We start from the raw sequence: 14,347 nt of genomic DNA on the forward strand, positions 1-14,347 counted from the left end.
CACCCCCGCGTGGCTGGGACAATGGAGGTATGCCGCCCTCCGCCCTTCCCGACGGCGACCCCGCGCCCGCGACGGGAGAGCTGCCCGCAGCAGCGCTCGGTGACCTGCGAAGCACCGACCTCGGCATCTACGTCCACGTCCCGTTCTGCACGGTGCGCTGCGGCTACTGCGACTTCAACACCTACACCCTGACCGAGCTCGGGGGTCCCGGCGCGAGCATCGGCATCGACAGCTATGCCGACGCCGCCCTGCGTGAGCTGGACCTGGCCCGAGACGTGCTCGGCCCCGAAGCGCCCACCGTGTCGACGGTGTTCGTCGGCGGAGGCACCCCCACCATGCTGAGGGCCGGCGACCTCGTGAAGGTGCTGGACGGCATACGCGAGCGGTTCGGGCTGGCTCCCGGGGCGGAGGTCACGACCGAGGCCAACCCCGACTCGGTGACACGCGAGTCGCTGCGCGAGCTGGCCGAGGGCGGCTTCACGCGCGTCTCGGTCGGCATGCAGTCGGCGGTGCCCCATGTGCTGCGCACCCTGGAGCGGACGCACGATCCCGACAACGTCGAGCGCGCCGTCTCGGCCGCGAAGGCCGAGGGCCTGCAGGTGAGCGTGGACCTCATCTACGGCACGCCGGGGGAGTCGCTCGAGGACTGGCGCCGCAGCCTCGAGGCAGCGGTCGCGCTCGAGCCCGACCACGTCTCCGCGTACGCGCTCGTGGTCGAGGAGGGCACCAAGCTCGCGGCGCAGGTGCGGCGCGGGCTCGTCGTCCCGCCCGAGGACGACGACGAGGCGGACAAGTACGAGCTCGCCGACGAGGTGCTCACGGGCGCCGGCTACGGCTGGTACGAGGTCAGCAACTGGGCGCGCTCGGAGGCGGCCCGCTGCCGCCACAACATCGCCTACTGGGCGGGCACGAACTGGTGGGGCGTGGGCCCGGGAGCCCACAGCCACGTGGGCGGGGTGCGGTGGTGGAACGTCAAGCACCCGAGCGCGTATGCCGCCCGGCTGGCCTCCGGGCAGTCGCCCGCGCAGGCGCGTGAGTCCCTCACCGACGAGCAGCGCTACGACGAGCGTGTGCTCCTCGGCACACGCCTCGTCGAGGGCCTGCCGGTCTCGGATCTGCGAGGATCGGGACGCAGCGCGGTGGCCGGGCTCATCGCCGACGGGCTCGTCGACGGGACCACCGTCGTGCGGTCCGGCCGGCTGGTGCTGACCCGGCGCGGCCGGCTGCTCGCGGACACCGTGGTGCACCGGCTCCTCGCCGCCTGAGGAGCCGCCGACGAAGGAGAGCCATGACCGAGACGGCGAGCACGACCGCTGGCGTGACGAGTGGGACGAGAGAGCCGGCGGGCGGGACGGCGAGCACGGCTGTCGCCCGGGCGCGGCGGGCGTTCGACAGCGGCGTCACCAAGCCGCGGGCCTGGCGGGAGGCGCAGCTGCGGGCCCTGCGCACGCTCCTGGTCGACCACGAGGCCGAGGTCGCCGAGGCGCTGCACGCCGACCTCGGCAAGAGCGCCACGGAGGCGTGGATCACCGAGACCGGCTTCGTCGTCCGCGAGATCGACCACACCCTGCGCCACCTCAAGGCCTGGACGACGCCGCGCCGGGTCCCGGTGCCGCTGTCCCTCACCCCCGGCCGGGCCAGGGTCGTCCGCGAGCCGCTCGGCGTCGTCCTCGTGATCGCGCCCTGGAACTACCCCGTGCAGCTGTGCCTCGCCCCGATGGTGGGCGCGCTCGCCGCCGGCAACGCCGTCGTGGTCAAGCCGAGCGAGGTCGCCCCTGCCACGTCAGGGCTGCTGGCGCGCCTCGTGCCGCAGTACCTCGACCGGTCGGCGGTGCAGGTCCTCGAGGGTGGCGTTCCCGAGACGACCGCCCTGCTGGCCGAGCGTTTCGACCACATCTTCTACACGGGAAACGGCACCGTCGGGCGGATCGTCCTCGAGGCCGCGGCGCGACACCTCACACCCGTGACGCTCGAGCTGGGCGGCAAGTCACCCGCGTACGTCTCCGACGACGCGGACCTGGAGGTGACGGCGCAACGCCTCGTGTGGGGCAAGTTCACCAACGCCGGCCAGACGTGCGTGGCTCCCGACTACGTCCTCGCGTCCCGCAGGACGCTCGAGGCGCTGAAGCCCCTTCTCGCGCAAGGGATCCAGGCTGCCTTCGGCGACGACCCGGCGCAGTCCGGGGAGTACGGCCGGATCGTCAGCGCGCGGCACTTCGAGCGCCTCACCGCCATGGTGGACCACGACCGGGTCGTCACCGGGGGTCGCTCCGACGCGTCCTCGCGCTACCTGGAGCCGACGGTCGTGGAGGTGGACGACCCCGACGACCCCCGGCAGGTGATCATGAGCGAGGAGATCTTCGGACCCGTCCTGCCGCTGGTGGAGGTCGACGGGCTCGACGCCGCGGTCGACTTCGTCAACCGGCGCGAGAAGCCGCTGGCGCTCTACGTCTTCACCTCCTCCGAGAAGGTGCGCCGGCGCTTCGTCCGCGACACGTCGTCGGGCGCGCTGGCCTTCAACGTGCCGCTGGCCCACCTGGCCGTGCCGGGACTGCCCTTCGGCGGGGTGGGGGCGAGTGGGACCGGGGCCTACCACGGCGAGCACTCCATGGACCTCTTCTCGCACTCCAAGGCCGTGCTCTCCCTGCCGACGCGGCCGGACGGCACCGTCCTGGTGCGGCCGCCGTTCACTGCGGTCAAGGAGCTCGTGGTGCGCACGGTGGCGTTCCCCGGACGACGACGAACGCCGGTCAGGGGCGGCGAATGACAGCCGTGTCATTAGCACATCGAGGAGCCGGAGGGTCGTAAGTCGACTGGCGTGTCGCGTGTGATTTCTGGGAATCAGGGGACTGGGTGACAGATAAGTCCTACATTTCGGGTGCCACCCCACTCGAACCCTGGAGACCGACATGTCCCTCGTCCCCGCTCGCCGGGCCGGCGTCCCGGTTGCGCGTCGGACGCAGCTCCGTCGGCCCGTCGCGCTGCTGCTCACCGTCCTGGCCGCCCTGGCCTCCACGGTGGGGCTGGCCGCCCCGGCCCGCTCCAGCGAGTGGATCGTGCTCTGCACCGGCTACGACCCCTGCCAGAGCGCTGGGTACTCCAACGCCGGGTATCCGGCGAACAGCTCGACGAGCTACTGGCTCCAGTCGACGGGCCACAACTGCACGAACTACGTCGCCTACCGCCTCGTCAAGAACGGCCTGCCCAACACGAGGCCGGCCAGCCTGAGCGGCAACGCGTTGAACTGGGGGCCGGCGTTCCCGGCCCAGACGAACACGAGCCCGGCGGTGGGCGCGGTCGCGTGGTGGGACTCGTCCTTCTCCTCGACCGGGCACGTGGCCTATGTCGAGCAGGTGCTCTCGGCCTCGGACATCATCATCTCGGAGGACAACTGGGGCGGCGACTTCCGCTGGCGCCGGGTGACCCTCACCGGTGGCCGGTGGCCGAACGGCTTCATCCACCTCAAGGACCAGGGCGCCACCGTCGCGTCCGACACGCGGGCATGGCAGGTGACTCCTCCGACGCGTCTGCTCGACACCCGGACCGGGCTCGGTGCGCCGCTGGCGCGGGTCCTGGGCGGCCAGGCGGTCACCGTGCAGGTCGCCGGCCGGGCCGGCGTCCCCTCGAGCGGGGTGGGCGTCGCCCTGCTCAACGTCAACGCCACCTCGCCCGCCGCCGCCGGCTACCTCACGGCCCACGCGAGCGGCACGACGCAGCCGGGCTCGCGGGCGGTGTCCTACGCCGCCGGCGGTGTCACGACCAGCCTCGTGCTCAGCCGCGTGGGGACCGACGGCAAGGTGCGCCTCTACACGTCGGCCACGACCGACCTGTCCGCGGACGTCGTCGGCTGGTCGCCGGCGGGCGGCTACGTCTCCGGAGGCGCTCCCGCCCGGGTCCTCGACACGCGTACCGGCGTCGGGGCTCCCAAGGCGCGGCTGGCCGCGGGAGGGACGCTGACGCTGTCGCTGGCCGGCAAGGCCGGCATACCGACCACCGGCGTGGCGGGCGTGCTGCTGGACGTCTCCGCTGCCGCACCTTCCGCGGAGGGCTGGCTCACGACGTACCCGGCAGGCGTGGCCCGGCCCGGGGCGCCGCAGGTCCACTACGACGCGGTGAACGCGGCCACCGGGCTCGTCGAGGCGCGCGTCGGCACGAACGCCTCCGTGACCATCCACTCCAGCGCCCAGACGGACGTGCTGGTCGACGTGGTGGGCTGGCTGCCCACCGGCGCGGACCAGGTGCCCGTGGGACCGACCCGCGTCCTCGACAGCCAGACCGGGCTCGGCCTGCCCGTCGGACGGGTCGCCGCCGGCCAGGCGCCGGTCGTCCCGGTCGTGGGCAGGGCGGGGGTGCCGGCCAGCGGTGTCCGGGCAGCGGTGCTCACGGTGACGGTGGTGTCGCCCACGGCCGGCGGCTACGTCACCGCCTACCCGAGCGGGTCGAGCGAACCCGCCTACGCCACGGTCAAGTACGCGTCCGGTCGCCCGGTCACGAACACCGTCGTGGTGCCCGTCGGTCTCGACGGAGCCGTTCGCGTCAAGACGTCCGCGGCGGCATACCTGAAGGTGGACGTCCAGGGCTACGTCCGCTGGTGACGTCCGCGGCTCTCTGCGGAAGGGGAGCGCCGGACCGGTGGGGGTGCGGCAGGGGCAGCAGGTGGCGTCGCCGGACGTCGCCTGCTGCTCGCGCGCTCAGGCGCCGGGCTCGGTGACGAAGTCGATGAGCTCCTCGACGCTGGCCAGGAGCGTCGGCTCGAGGTCGGCGTACGTGCGGACGGTGCCGAGGATCCGCTTCCACGCGTTCGCGATGTCGGCCTGCGTGGAGTGGGCCCAGCCGAGCTCGGCGCAGATGCCGTGCTTCCACGACGTGCCCCGGGGGATGACGGGCCACTGCTGCCAGCCGAGCCGCTCGGGGCGCACGGACTGCCAGACGTCGACATAGGGGTGGCCGAGGATCCTGACGTGCTGGCTGAGGCCGGGGAGGGCACGCGCCTGCTCGACGATGCGCGCCTCCTTGGTGCCGGGGACCAGGTGGTCGACGAGCACGCCCATCCGGCGCCCGGGCCCGGGCTGGAACTCGGCGATGATCCCGGCGAGGTCGTCGACGCCGTCCATCAGCTCGACGACGACGCCCTCGACGCGCAGGTCGTCGCCCCACACCTTCTCGACGAGCTCGGCGTCGTGCCGGCCCTCGACGTAGATCCGCGAGCCGCTGGCCACGCGGGCACGCACCCCCTCCACCGCCACGGAGCCGCTGGCCGTCCGTGAGGCCGCCTTCCGGGCGGCGGCCAGCGCCGCGCCGGACGCGGCGGTCGGCGGGGTCAGCGTGACGGGGGCCCCGTCGACGAGGAACCCGGGCCCGAGGGGGAACGCCCGGCTGCGTCCGTGACGGTCCTCGAGGTGGACGACGTGCATGCCGCCCGCCTTCTCGACGCGCACGACGGCCCCCACCCAGCCGGTCTCGACCTCCTCGACGACGAGGTCCGGCTCGGCCGGTACGGGGGTGGAGCGACCGCGCCGTGGGGCACGCCAGTCGCCGCTGAGCACGTCTGATCCGTAACGGTCGATGGGGGACACGAGAAGGGAGGGTATGCCGCCGGGTCCGTCACCGGGCAGCCGCCACGCGGTCGGGGGGTGAGGGAGCGGGGGCGACGGCATACCGTTGGCGGGAGGGCTCCACGGAATCGGAGATCCGGCGGCGACGACGTAGACTTGGCACTCGTCAATCGAGAGTGCCAGACCGCTGCCAGCGCACCGTCCGGCACGTGCGAGAACCGTGAAGGAGGGACGCGATGAGCGAGGACCGCCGGCTGATGGTGCTGCGCGCCATCGTCCAGGACTACGTCCAGACCTCCGAGCCCGTCGGGAGCAAGGCGCTCGTCGAGCGCCACCACCTCGGCGTCAGCGCCGCCACGGTGCGCAACGACATGGCCCTGCTCGAGGAGGAGGGCCTCATCCACGCCCCGCACACCTCCGCCGGGCGCGTGCCCACCGACGCGGGCTACCGCGTGTTCGTCGACCGGCTGAGCGCCGTCAAACCGCTGGGCCCGGGGGAGCGGCGGGCGATCAGCCAGTTCCTCCAGGGCGCCGTCGACCTCGACGACGTCGTCGACCGCACCGTCCGGCTCCTCGCGAGCCTCACCCGCCAGGTCGCGGTGGTGCAGTACCCCTCGCTCAGCCGTTCCACCGTCCGGCACATCGAGCTCGTCCCGCTGGGCGCGACCCACCTGATGGTCGTGCTCATCGTCAACACCGGCCGCGTCGAGCAGCGCGTCGTCGACACGGGCCGTCCCCTCGTGGGCACCGACGGTGAGGCCTTCGTCGCCGCGATGCGCACGCAGGTCAACGAGGTGGCCGCAGGCGTGCCGTTCACCGTCGCGGCCACGCGGTTGCGACGCCTCGTCGAGGAGGCCGACGGTGACAGCGGCTCCGACGGCGGCGACCGCGCCGCCCTCCAGACGGTCGTCTCGGCGCTCGCCGACGCCCTCGTCGAGGAGCGCGAGGAGCGGGTCGTGCTGGCCGGCCAGGCCAACCTCGCCCGGTCGGGCGCCGACTTCCCGCGCACCATCGGTCCCATCCTCGAGGCACTCGAGGAGCACGTGACCCTGCTGCGCCTGCTCGGGCAGCTGGGCGACGACCCCGACCTCGTCTCGGTGCGCATCGGCTCCGAGAACCCCGTCTCCGGCCTGCAGACGACCTCGCTCGTCTCGATGGGGTACGGCTCGGGCAGCGAGCGCGTCGCGAGCCTGGGGGTGCTGGGGCCCACGCGGATGGACTACCCCACGACGATGGCCTCGGTCCGCGCCGTCGCCCGCTACGTCTCCGAGATCCTCGACGCCAACCAGGCCACCTGAGCAGCACCCGCACCACCTCGGCCAGTCCGCCGGTGCTCCGCAGCGCCGGAACCGAAAGCACCACGTACCGAAGGAACCAGCTTGAACGACTACTACGCCGTCCTCGGGGTCTCGCGCGACGCGAGCCAGGAGGAGATCAAGAAGGCCTACCGTCGACTGGCCCGCAAGCTGCACCCCGACGTCAACCCCGGCCCGGAGGCCGAGGAGGAGTTCAAGCGGGTGTCGCAGGCCTACGACGTGCTCTCCGACCCCCAGAAGCGCCAGTCGTTCGACATGGGCGCCGACCCGTTCGCGACCGCCGGCGGCGCGGGTTTCGGTGCAGGCCAGGGCTTCTCCTTCAGCGACGTCATGGACGCCTTCTTCGGCGCCGGTGCGACGGCCGGCTCGCGCGGGCCCCGGTCGCGGGTGCAGCGCGGGCAGGACGCCCTGGTGCGCCTCGACATCGACCTCGCCAAGGCCGTCTTCGGCTCGGAGGAGGAGCTGACGCTCGAGACCGCCGTCGGGTGCACGCGCTGCGACGGCGACGGCGCCGAGCCGGGCACCGGGCGGCAGACCTGCGCGATCTGCCACGGCACCGGTGAGGTCCAGCAGATCCAGCGCAGCTTCCTCGGCCAGGTCATGACCTCGCGACCCTGCGTCAACTGCCAGGGCTTCGGCTCGACGCTCACCGACCCCTGCCACGACTGCTCCGGCGACGGGCGGGTGCGCACGCGCCGCACCCTCAAGCTCAAGGTGCCGGCGGGCGTCGACACCGGCACCCGCATCCAGCTGACCGGCGAGGGCGAGGTCGGTCCGGGCAACGGGCCCAAGGCCGACCTCTACGTCGAGATCCGCGTGCTCAACCACGAGACCTACACCCGCCGCGGCGACGACCTGCACTGCAGCGTCGAGCTCCCCATGGCGGCGGCCGCCCTGGGCACGAGCTTCAAGCTCTCGACCTTCGACGGCATGCAGGACCTCGAGATCAGGCCCGGCACGCAGAGCGGCGACGTGCTGACCCTGCGCGGTCTGGGCGTCACCCACCTGCGCCACGGCGGCCGCGGCGACCTGCTCGTGCACACCACGGTGCAGACGCCGACGCGCCTGACCGAGGAGCAGGAGGAGCTGCTGCGCCAGTTCGCGGCCCTGCGCGGCGAGGACAGCCCGCAGGGACGGCTGACGCCGGCCAACAAGGGGCTCTTCGGCAAGCTGCGCGACGCCTTCAAGGAGAAGTGACCGGCCGGTGAGCGCACGGTGACGCACCAGCTGTTCCTCGGCGACCCCGCGTCGGTCGCCGGGGCCGTGGTCGGTGGATCGCTGCGGCTCGACGGCGACGAGGGCCGCCATGCGGCGACCGTCGTGCGCCTGCGCCCCGGTGAGCGCTGCTTCGTCGCCGACGGCGCCGGACGCCGGGTGCTGCTCGAGGCCACCGAGGTCGACCGCTCGTGGGTTCGCGGGCAGGTGCTCGAGGTGCTCGACGAGCCGGCGCCCGCGCCCCGGTTCGTCCTCGTCCAGGCGCTCGCCAAGGGCGACCGGGACGAGCAGGCGATCGAGGCGGCGACCGAGCTGGGGGTCGACGAGGTCGTGCCCTGGCAGGCCGAGCGGTCCGTCGTCGTGTGGCGCGGCGACCGGGCCGCGAAGTCGCTGGCCAAGTGGGCGGCCGTCGTGACCCGGGCGACCAAGCAGTCCCGCCGGGCCCGGATGCCGGCGACCACCCCCGTCGTCGGGCTCGACGCGCTCGTGGCCCGGGTCCCAGAGGCGTCGCTCACGCTCGTGCTGCACGAGGACGCCACGGAGCCGCTCGCGACCGTCGACCTGCCTGCAGACGGGGACGTGCTCGTCGTCGTCGGTCCCGAGGGCGGCATCGCGCCTCGGGAGATCGACGCGCTCACCGCCGCCGGGGCCCGCCCCGTGCGGCTGGGAGCGACCATCCTGCGCGCCTCCTCCGCCGGCCCCGCGGCCCTGGCCGTCCTCAGCGCCCGCGCCCGCTGGCGCTGACGGCATACGGCCCGGTCCGGGGGCTGGTTCCGGGCCCCCGCGCGGGCCGGTCCGGTCGGTGATGCGGTCAGCGGGCGGTGAACAGCACGCGCTGCTCGGCCATGGTGCTGCCGTCCTTGGGGCTCGTCGCGTAGACGCGCAGGACGTAGTCGCCTGCCGTGAGCGGCTTGGTGGCGAAGGTGTACGCGGCGCGTGCCGGGGCCGACTGCGCCGCGGTCGTGAAGCCGCCGTCGACGCGGGTGCCGCCACGGAGCAGCTCCCACTGGACGGTCCCCTCGAAGACGCTGGCGACACCCTTGACGGTCAGCGGCGCCCCGGCCTTGACGACGGAACCGCGGGCCGGCTCGTCGACCCAGATCGGGGCGAGCACGTCGAGCACGAGCATCGGGTCGCTCGGCCGGGTGTACGAGGAACCGGCAGGGTGGCCCGGGGAGACCTGGGTCCCGCCGTCGGCCAGCTCGAACCGGACCGGCAGCACGCTGCCCAGGGCCGCCTGCACCGTCCACACCAGCTGCTCGGTCGCGAGCGGCTGGGGGTCCTTGGTGCCGGAGGAGAGGCGGACCGCGATGGCGTCCGGTGCCAGTCCCACGGACTGCGCATCCACACCGGTCCAGGCGGAACGGTAGGGCGAGCCGGCCGGCGGCGCTCCCATCGCCAGCCGCAGCGCTGCGAGCGCCCGGGCGGTGTCCGTCGCCGGCGCTGCCACCGGCGTGGGGACGAACTCGCGGAAGAGGCGGACCGGGCCCGTTCCCGCCGCGAGCGGGCCGACGTAGTAGACCGGAACCCCCACGGTGACCGACGCGGCCGGCGGCGCGCTGCTGCCGGGTCCGGTCGCCGACGGCCTCTCGGCGCTCTGCGTCGGGATGCTCGACGGAGCCCCGGACGAGCGGCTCGAGGAAGGAGGCTGTGTCGCCGGGCTCGCGGACGTCCCGGCGACCGTCGGGGCCTGGGTCGCAGGACGGTTGACGGCCCACAGGGTCCCGGCCACGAGCAGCGCGGCAGCGGCGGCCGCAGCGGGCAGCAGCCAGCGTCGGTGCCGGGGCTGCGACACGTCGGAGAATCCGGAGGCGGCAGGCCGGGAGGCGCTCGACGACTCCGCGCGCGCCTCGCCGAGAATCGCCTCCAGCCGCTCGGTGGGGGTGATGGACCGGGCGTCCTCGTCGAGGGCTCGGCGCAGGCGCTCCTCCGTCGGCCGCACGTCGCCGTCGGTCCCCTCTGGCTCGCCCCCGGGCAGGTCGCGGGGTCCCAGACCGTCGTGGTTCATGACAGCTCCTCAGGGTCGATGGTGCGGCGAAGCGTGGCCAGCGCGCGGTGGGCGTGCGTCTTGACGGCACCGGTGGAGATCTCCAGGGCGGCCGCGATCTCGGCCTCCGAGAGGCCCGCGTAGTAGCGCAGCACGAGCACCTCTCGCTGGCGCTGCGGCAGGCCCTGCAGCGCCTCGATGACGGCGGCGCCCTGCAAGGACCCGAGGGCCTCGGCCTCCGCGCTGGCGTGGGACGCCCGCCCCCACGCGTCGGCGGCCGCGGCGTCACGCGCGGTGTGCCGGTCCACGACCACCTGGTGACGCTGGGCGGAGCGGCACCCGTTGACGACGGCCGCACGGAGGTAGCCGACGACGCGCCCACCCTCGCGGACGGAGCCCCAGCTTCGGTGCGTGGCCACGAAGGCGTCCTGGACGACGTCCTCGGCCGCGAGCTGGTCACGCAGCAGCAGCCAGGCCAGCCGCACCAGCCGGTGCCAGTGCGCGTGGTAGAGCTCGGTGATCGCGACGTCGGGGTTGCCGGGCAGGTCGGTGCGCGACACGGAGTCGCCACCCCGTGACCCGGCGGGCAGGGGGTCACCGAGCTGACCGGGCGGCATACCCAACGTTCTCACGCAAAGGAGACGCGCAACGGGAGCCGGCGGTTGACACGCGCGTGCACGTCCTAGGGTGCAGACATGACCTCGCAGACCTCCAGCGACTGCCTCTTCTGCAAGATCGTGGCCGGTGAGATCCCGTCGGACCGGGTCGCCGAGAGCGAGCGGTCCATCGCCTTCCGCGACATCAGCCCCGCAGCCCCGGTCCACGTGCTCGTCGTGCCGCGGCGCCACGAGCCGACCGTGGGGGCGCTCGCGGCGGCCGCGGGCGACGACCTCGCCGACGTCTTCAGGCTCGCGGCCCGGGTGGCCGAGCAGGAGGGCGTCGCCGACGCGCACCGGATGATCGTCAACACCGGCGCCGGCGCCGGGCAGACGATCTTCCACGCCCACGTGCACGTCCTCGGGGGCACCACCTTCACCGAGGGGAGGATGGTGTGAGCGGGCCGGACCCCGCCGCTGACGAGGACGCCGGGGCCGTGACCGAGCCCGCCGCCGGCGAGCCGAAGGGCGCCGAGGCCGACACGAAGGCGGCCGAGCCGGTCGACGACCTGGTCACGACGCACCACACCCTGAAGGTCGGCCGCCGCAGCCTGCGCTACGCCGCGACGACGGGTCGCATCGTGCTGCGCGAGGAGGAGCACAAGGACGGGACCTTCGGGGGCCACAAGGCCCGGGCGGAGCTGTCGCTGACGAGCTACGTGCTCGACGGCGCCGACGCCCGCAGCCGACCGGTCACCTTCGCCTTCAACGGCGGGCCCGGCAGCTCGAGCGTCTGGCTGCACCTGGGCCTGCTCGGCCCCCGGCGGGTCGTGAGCGGCGACGTCGGGACGCTCGAGCCACCGCCCTACGACCTCGTCGACAACCCGGAGTCCCTGCTCGCCGTGAGCGACCTGGTCTTCATCGACCCGATGTCCACCGGCTACTCGCGGGCTGTCGAGGGCGGCAAGCCGGGGGAGTACCACGGCTACCAGAAGGACGTCGAGTCCGTCGCCGAGCTCATTCGCCTCTGGACCTCCCGCAACGGGCGCTGGATGTCGCCGAAGTTCCTCGCCGGCGAGTCCTACGGCACCCTGCGCGGTGCGGCGCTCGCCGAGCACCTGCAGTCGCGCTACGGGATGTACCTCAACGGCCTCATCCTCATCAGCAGCGTCCTCGACCTCAGCTCCGTCGACTTCGAGAACCAGCGCAACGACCGCGCCCACGCCCTCTACCTGCCGACGTATGCCGCCGTCGCCCACTACCACGGCAGGCACGGCCGCCGCTCGCTGCAGGACGTCCTCGAGGAGGCGGAGGCGTACGCAGCCCGCGACTACCCGTGGGTCCTGTCGCGCGGCAACCGGCTCTCTGCCTCCGAGCGGGCCGAGGCGGTGTCCACGATCGCGCGCCTCTCGGGCCTGACCGAGGACTACGTCGACCGGGCCGACCTGCGCATCGAGCACTGGCGCTTCTTCACCGAGCTGCTGCGCGACCGGCGACTGTCGGTCGGCCGCCTCGACGCCCGGTTCACCGGGCCGGCCGCGGCCGCCATCGCCGAGAACATGGACGCCGACCCCTCGCACGACGCCGTGACGGGGGCGTATGCTGCCGCCTGGAACCACTACGTCCGAGACGAGCTCGGCTACCGCAGCGACCTGCACTACGAGCAGATCTCGCGCCTGGTGCACCCCTGGTCGTACAAGGACTTCGAGGGCCGGCCGGTCGACGTGTCCCCGAAGCTCGAGCGCGCCATGCGGCAGAACCCGCACCTGAAGGTGCACATCGCCTACGGCTACTACGACGGCGCCACCCCCCACTTCGCCGCCGAGGACGTCGTCGCCCACCTCCAGCTGCCCGCGGACCGCCTCGCGAACGTCGAGCACGCGTACTACGAGGCCGGGCACATGATGTACGTCCACGAGCCGTCGCGGGTGCGGCAGAGCCGCGATCTGGCCGATTTCGTGGTGAGGAGTGCGAGCCGCGACACGTAGACTCGTGACCACGATGAATGACGCGCAGCCACGACCATCCGAGTCAGACCTCCCCGACGGCAGCCCGCACGTCTCGGGCCCCGTCAGCGCAGACAGCCCCGACAGCCGTGAGCGCCGTGACCGCGGCGAGGGCTCGCCGGTGCTGACGCGGGAGATCCCGCCGCCGATCGAGATGGTGACCCTGCTCGGTCCGCGCGACGAGCTGCTGCGCACGATGGAGCGCCAGTTCCCCCTCGTCGACACCCACGTGCGGGGCAACGAGATGACCTTCACCGGCCCGGCCGGTGAGCTCGGGATCATCGACAGCCTCGTCGACGAGCTGCTCGTCATCGTCGAGACCGGCCAGCCGCTCAACCGCGACGCCGTCGAGCGCTCGATCTCGATGCTGCGCAACCAGACCGTGGAGCGTCCGGCCGACGTGCTGACGATGAACATCGTCAGCAACCGGGGCCGCACCATCCGTCCCAAGACGCTCAACCAGAAGCGCTACGTCGACGCCATCGACCAGCACACCATCGTCTTCGGCATCGGCCCGGCCGGCACCGGCAAGACGTACCTCGCCATGGCCAAGGCCGTCGCGGCCCTGCAGGCCAAGCAGGTCAACCGCATCATCCTGACCCGTCCGGCCGTCGAGGCGGGCGAACGGCTCGGCTTCCTGCCCGGCACGCTCAACGACAAGATCGACCCCTACCTGCGCCCCCTCTACGACGCGCTGCACGACATGGTCTCGCCCGAGACCATCCCGAAGCTGATGGCCTCCGGCACCATCGAGGTGGCGCCGCTGGCCTACATGCGCGGCCGGTCGCTCAACGACGCCTTCATCATCCTCGACGAGGCCCAGAACACCTCGAGCGAGCAGATGAAGATGTTCCTGACCCGCCTCGGCTTCGGCTCCAAGATGGTCGTCACCGGCGACATCACCCAGGTCGACCTCCCCGGCGGCACCCGGTCCGGTCTGCGCATCGTGCGCGACATCCTCGGCGACGTGGACGACATCCACTTCGCCGAGCTCACCTCGCACGACGTCGTACGCCACCGGCTCGTCAGCGCCATCGTCGACGCGTACGACCGCACCGACGCCCGGGACCGCAAGCGCGCCGCGCGTCGCGCTGCAGACTCCGGCCCGGCGGGCCCCGGCTCGGCCAAGCGCCCGGTGAAGCGGGCCGCGCCGAGCAGCGACGCCGACGTGGCGCAGGAGGACCCGGCGTGAGCATCGACGTCCTCAACGAGACCGACCACGTCGTCGACGAGCTCGAGCTGCTGGCCTGCGCCGCCTACGTCATGGAGCAGATGCGGGTGCACCCGCAGGCCGACCTGTGCATCAAGCTCGTCGACGAGGACGCCATGGAGGTCCTCCACGTGCAGTGGATGGACCTGCCCGGGCCGACCGACGTCATGAGCTTCCCCATGGACGAGCTGCGGCCCGGTCGCGAAGGCCAGGAGCCGGAGGAGGGGACGCTCGGCGACATCGTCCTGTGTCCCTCGGTCGCCTCGAAGCAGGCCGCCGAGGCGGGCCACGCGCCCATCGAGGAGATGCTGCTGCTGACGACGCACGGCATCCTGCACCTGCTCGGCTACGACCACGCCGAGCCCGACGAGGAACGCGAGATGTTCGAGCTGCAGCGCCAGCTCCTGCTGACCTTCCTCGCCACGCGCAACCGCCCCAGCGCCTGAGCGCCGGCCCCGACTC

General features: G+C 73.0%; 13 protein-coding genes. 10 read left to right on the forward strand and 3 right to left on the reverse strand.

What is annotated here, in order from left to right:
- The first annotated feature begins 29 nt into the window (after window positions 1–29).
- The 3 genes from hemW to ABD241_RS04150 all read left to right on the forward strand — a co-directional run bounded on the left by hemW (window position 30) and on the right by ABD241_RS04150 (window position 4,595).
- Window positions 30–1,265, forward strand: coding sequence for a radical SAM family heme chaperone HemW (gene hemW / locus ABD241_RS04140; RefSeq protein WP_344058709.1), 1,236 nt, complete (start codon window positions 30–32; stop codon window positions 1,263–1,265).
- Between the two features lie 23 nt (window positions 1,266–1,288).
- Entirely contained in the window at window positions 1,289–2,767 is a 1,479-nt protein-coding gene (locus tag ABD241_RS04145; RefSeq protein WP_344058711.1) for an aldehyde dehydrogenase family protein, read from the forward strand.
- Window positions 2,768–2,909: 142 nt separating this feature from the next.
- Complete coding sequence (locus tag ABD241_RS04150) at window positions 2,910–4,595, forward strand: CHAP domain-containing protein (RefSeq protein ID WP_344058713.1); 1,686 nt, start codon at window positions 2,910–2,912, stop codon at window positions 4,593–4,595.
- Between the two features lie 96 nt (window positions 4,596–4,691).
- On the opposite strand, the gene ABD241_RS04155 is transcribed toward ABD241_RS04150, so the two are convergent.
- Window positions 4,692–5,576: a DUF3097 domain-containing protein gene (locus ABD241_RS04155; protein ID WP_344058715.1), complete on the reverse strand. Its 885-nt coding sequence runs from the start codon at window positions 5,574–5,576 to the stop codon at window positions 4,692–4,694.
- Window positions 5,577–5,791: 215 nt separating this feature from the next.
- Between ABD241_RS04155 and hrcA the strand changes: the two genes are divergently transcribed.
- The 3 genes from hrcA to ABD241_RS04170 all read left to right on the forward strand — a co-directional run bounded on the left by hrcA (window position 5,792) and on the right by ABD241_RS04170 (window position 8,830).
- Complete coding sequence (gene hrcA / locus ABD241_RS04160; RefSeq protein ID WP_344058717.1) at window positions 5,792–6,853, forward strand: heat-inducible transcriptional repressor HrcA; 1,062 nt, start codon at window positions 5,792–5,794, stop codon at window positions 6,851–6,853.
- An 81-nt stretch (window positions 6,854–6,934) separates the two neighbouring features.
- Window positions 6,935–8,068, forward strand: coding sequence for a molecular chaperone DnaJ (gene dnaJ, locus ABD241_RS04165; protein WP_344058719.1), 1,134 nt, complete (start codon window positions 6,935–6,937; stop codon window positions 8,066–8,068).
- 18 nt (window positions 8,069–8,086) lie between these two features.
- Window positions 8,087–8,830, forward strand: a complete 744-nt coding sequence (locus tag ABD241_RS04170) for a 16S rRNA (uracil(1498)-N(3))-methyltransferase (RefSeq protein ID WP_344058721.1) — start codon at window positions 8,087–8,089, stop codon at window positions 8,828–8,830.
- A 67-nt stretch (window positions 8,831–8,897) separates the two neighbouring features.
- On the opposite strand, the gene ABD241_RS04175 is transcribed toward ABD241_RS04170, so the two are convergent.
- Together ABD241_RS04175 and ABD241_RS04180 are read right to left on the reverse strand one after the other, a co-directional pair.
- Entirely contained in the window at window positions 8,898–10,094 is a 1,197-nt protein-coding gene (locus ABD241_RS04175) for a Gmad2 immunoglobulin-like domain-containing protein (protein WP_344058723.1), read from the reverse strand.
- Entirely contained in the window at window positions 10,091–10,690 is a 600-nt protein-coding gene (locus tag ABD241_RS04180; RefSeq protein ID WP_344058725.1) for an RNA polymerase sigma factor, read from the reverse strand. Before ABD241_RS04180 ends, ABD241_RS04175 begins: the two co-directional genes overlap by 4 nt.
- A 78-nt stretch (window positions 10,691–10,768) precedes the next feature.
- Here ABD241_RS04180 and ABD241_RS04185 point away from each other — a divergent pair, with 78 nt between their 5' ends.
- From ABD241_RS04185 to ybeY, 4 genes are all read left to right on the forward strand, one after another.
- A complete protein-coding gene (locus ABD241_RS04185) occupies window positions 10,769–11,128 on the forward strand; it encodes a histidine triad nucleotide-binding protein (protein ID WP_344058727.1) in 360 nt (119 codons plus the stop codon).
- Entirely contained in the window at window positions 11,125–12,657 is a 1,533-nt protein-coding gene (locus tag ABD241_RS04190) for a S10 family peptidase (protein ID WP_425580674.1), read from the forward strand. The genes ABD241_RS04185 and ABD241_RS04190 overlap by 4 nt, the downstream gene beginning before the upstream one ends.
- Window positions 12,658–12,829: 172 nt before the next feature.
- A complete protein-coding gene (locus ABD241_RS04195; protein WP_344059524.1) occupies window positions 12,830–13,867 on the forward strand; it encodes a PhoH family protein in 1,038 nt (345 codons plus the stop codon).
- A complete protein-coding gene (gene ybeY, locus ABD241_RS04200; RefSeq protein ID WP_142183918.1) occupies window positions 13,864–14,331 on the forward strand; it encodes an rRNA maturation RNase YbeY in 468 nt (155 codons plus the stop codon). The genes ABD241_RS04195 and ybeY overlap by 4 nt, the downstream gene beginning before the upstream one ends.
- Window positions 14,332–14,347: the final 16 nt, after the last annotated feature.

Origin of the sequence: Terrabacter lapilli (assembly GCF_039531305.1) — a bacterium.
GTDB classification, from domain to species: Bacteria; Actinomycetota; Actinomycetes; order Actinomycetales; family Dermatophilaceae; genus Terrabacter; species Terrabacter lapilli.

Coding starts and splice junctions, on each gene's coding strand:
- hemW (WP_344058709.1), top strand. CDS start 30: ATGCCGCCCTCCGCCCTTCCCGACGGCGACCCCGCGCCCGCGACGGGA.
- ABD241_RS04150 (WP_344058713.1), top strand. CDS start 2,910: ATGTCCCTCGTCCCCGCTCGCCGGGCCGGCGTCCCGGTTGCGCGTCGG.
- ABD241_RS04195 (WP_344059524.1), top strand. CDS start 12,830: ATGGTGACCCTGCTCGGTCCGCGCGACGAGCTGCTGCGCACGATGGAG.
- ABD241_RS04175 (WP_344058723.1), bottom strand. CDS start 10,094: ATGAACCACGACGGTCTGGGACCCCGCGACCTGCCCGGGGGCGAGCCA.
- ABD241_RS04180 (WP_344058725.1), bottom strand. CDS start 10,690: ATGCCGCCCGGTCAGCTCGGTGACCCCCTGCCCGCCGGGTCACGGGGT.
- ABD241_RS04145 (WP_344058711.1), top strand. CDS start 1,289: ATGACCGAGACGGCGAGCACGACCGCTGGCGTGACGAGTGGGACGAGA.
- hrcA (WP_344058717.1), top strand. CDS start 5,792: ATGAGCGAGGACCGCCGGCTGATGGTGCTGCGCGCCATCGTCCAGGAC.
- ABD241_RS04185 (WP_344058727.1), top strand. CDS start 10,769: ATGACCTCGCAGACCTCCAGCGACTGCCTCTTCTGCAAGATCGTGGCC.